Here is a 976-nt window from a genome sequence, read left to right as displayed (position 1 = left end):
GCCTCCGGCGGCGCAGACAGGCAGACGGTGGCCTCCGCGAAGCTGCTCGCCCCTGAGAGCCTCCGGGCCCTGACGCGCACCGTCTCCCGCGAGGACTTCGAAATCAACGCCCGGCGCCTGCCCGGAGTGGCCCGCGCCCTCATGCTGACGGCCAACGAAGACGCCACCATCGCGGAGAACGCAGGCATCCTCTACGTGGTGCCCCAAGGCGGCGGGGTGCCTACGCCCGCGCTCAAGGCCCAGGTGCTGCGGCAAGTCACCGAAGTCTATCCCTGCACCCTCACCTTCCAGGTCAGCGTCCAGGAGCCGGTGTACCGGCGCGTGGACGTGTCCGCCCGCCTCTTCCTGCGCCAGGGCGCTTCCGCCCAGGACGTCGCCATGCGCGTCCGCCAGGCGCTCGCCGCCCACTTCCGAGTCAGCGAGCCGGACGGCACGCCCAACCCGCGCATCGACTTCGGATTCAACGGCAAGGACGCCCAGGGCTTCCCGGCCGGAGAGGTGGCCTGGTCGGACGTCTTCAACGTCATTCGCGATGCCCCCGGAGTGCGGAAGCTGGGTGACGCTCGAATGGACCTGACGCTGAACGGCCTGCCTGCGGACGTGAAGCTGACGGTGCGGGAGCTGCCGGTGCTGGGGAGCGTCACGCTCCAGGACGGGGACACCGGAGGGCTCCTCTGACATGCCTCTCCTCAACCCCAGTTTCGAGGACACGGGCGCCCGGCCCGGCGAGGCGGCGCACTGGGCGCTGACGACGGTGACGCGCCTCGAAGCCCTGGCGGGCTTCGGTGTGCCGGAGGAGTCCTGCGAGGACTTCGAGCACTGGTACGTGTGGCGCGCCGCCCTCTCCGACGTCCCTGTGGCCCTCGCCTTCTTCTCCGGCCAGCGCGAGGGCTTCGAGTCCTTCTCCCGAGGTTGGGACAACGACGGCTTCCTCTTCGAGTTGCCGCCCGCGCAGCTCGTCCCGCACCACTTCGAG

General features: G+C 70.4%; 1 protein-coding gene and 1 pseudogene. Both read left to right on the top strand.

Annotation, left to right across the window (positions count from 1 at the left end):
* The coding region (locus HUW62_RS47405; protein ID WP_176438209.1) for a baseplate J/gp47 family protein at positions 1-678 on the top strand (678 nt) is incomplete at its 5' end.
* 1 nt (position 679) lies between these two features.
* Positions 680-976, top strand: a pseudogene (locus HUW62_RS47400) (hypothetical protein); the annotation flags it as partial.

It is taken from the genome of Myxococcus sp. AM011 (genome assembly GCF_013372595.1).
Lineage (GTDB): Bacteria > Myxococcota > Myxococcia > Myxococcales > Myxococcaceae > Myxococcus > Myxococcus eversor.
The sequence above is the reverse complement of the archived record's forward strand: the minus strand, read 5'-3'. Positions and strand labels throughout refer to the sequence as shown.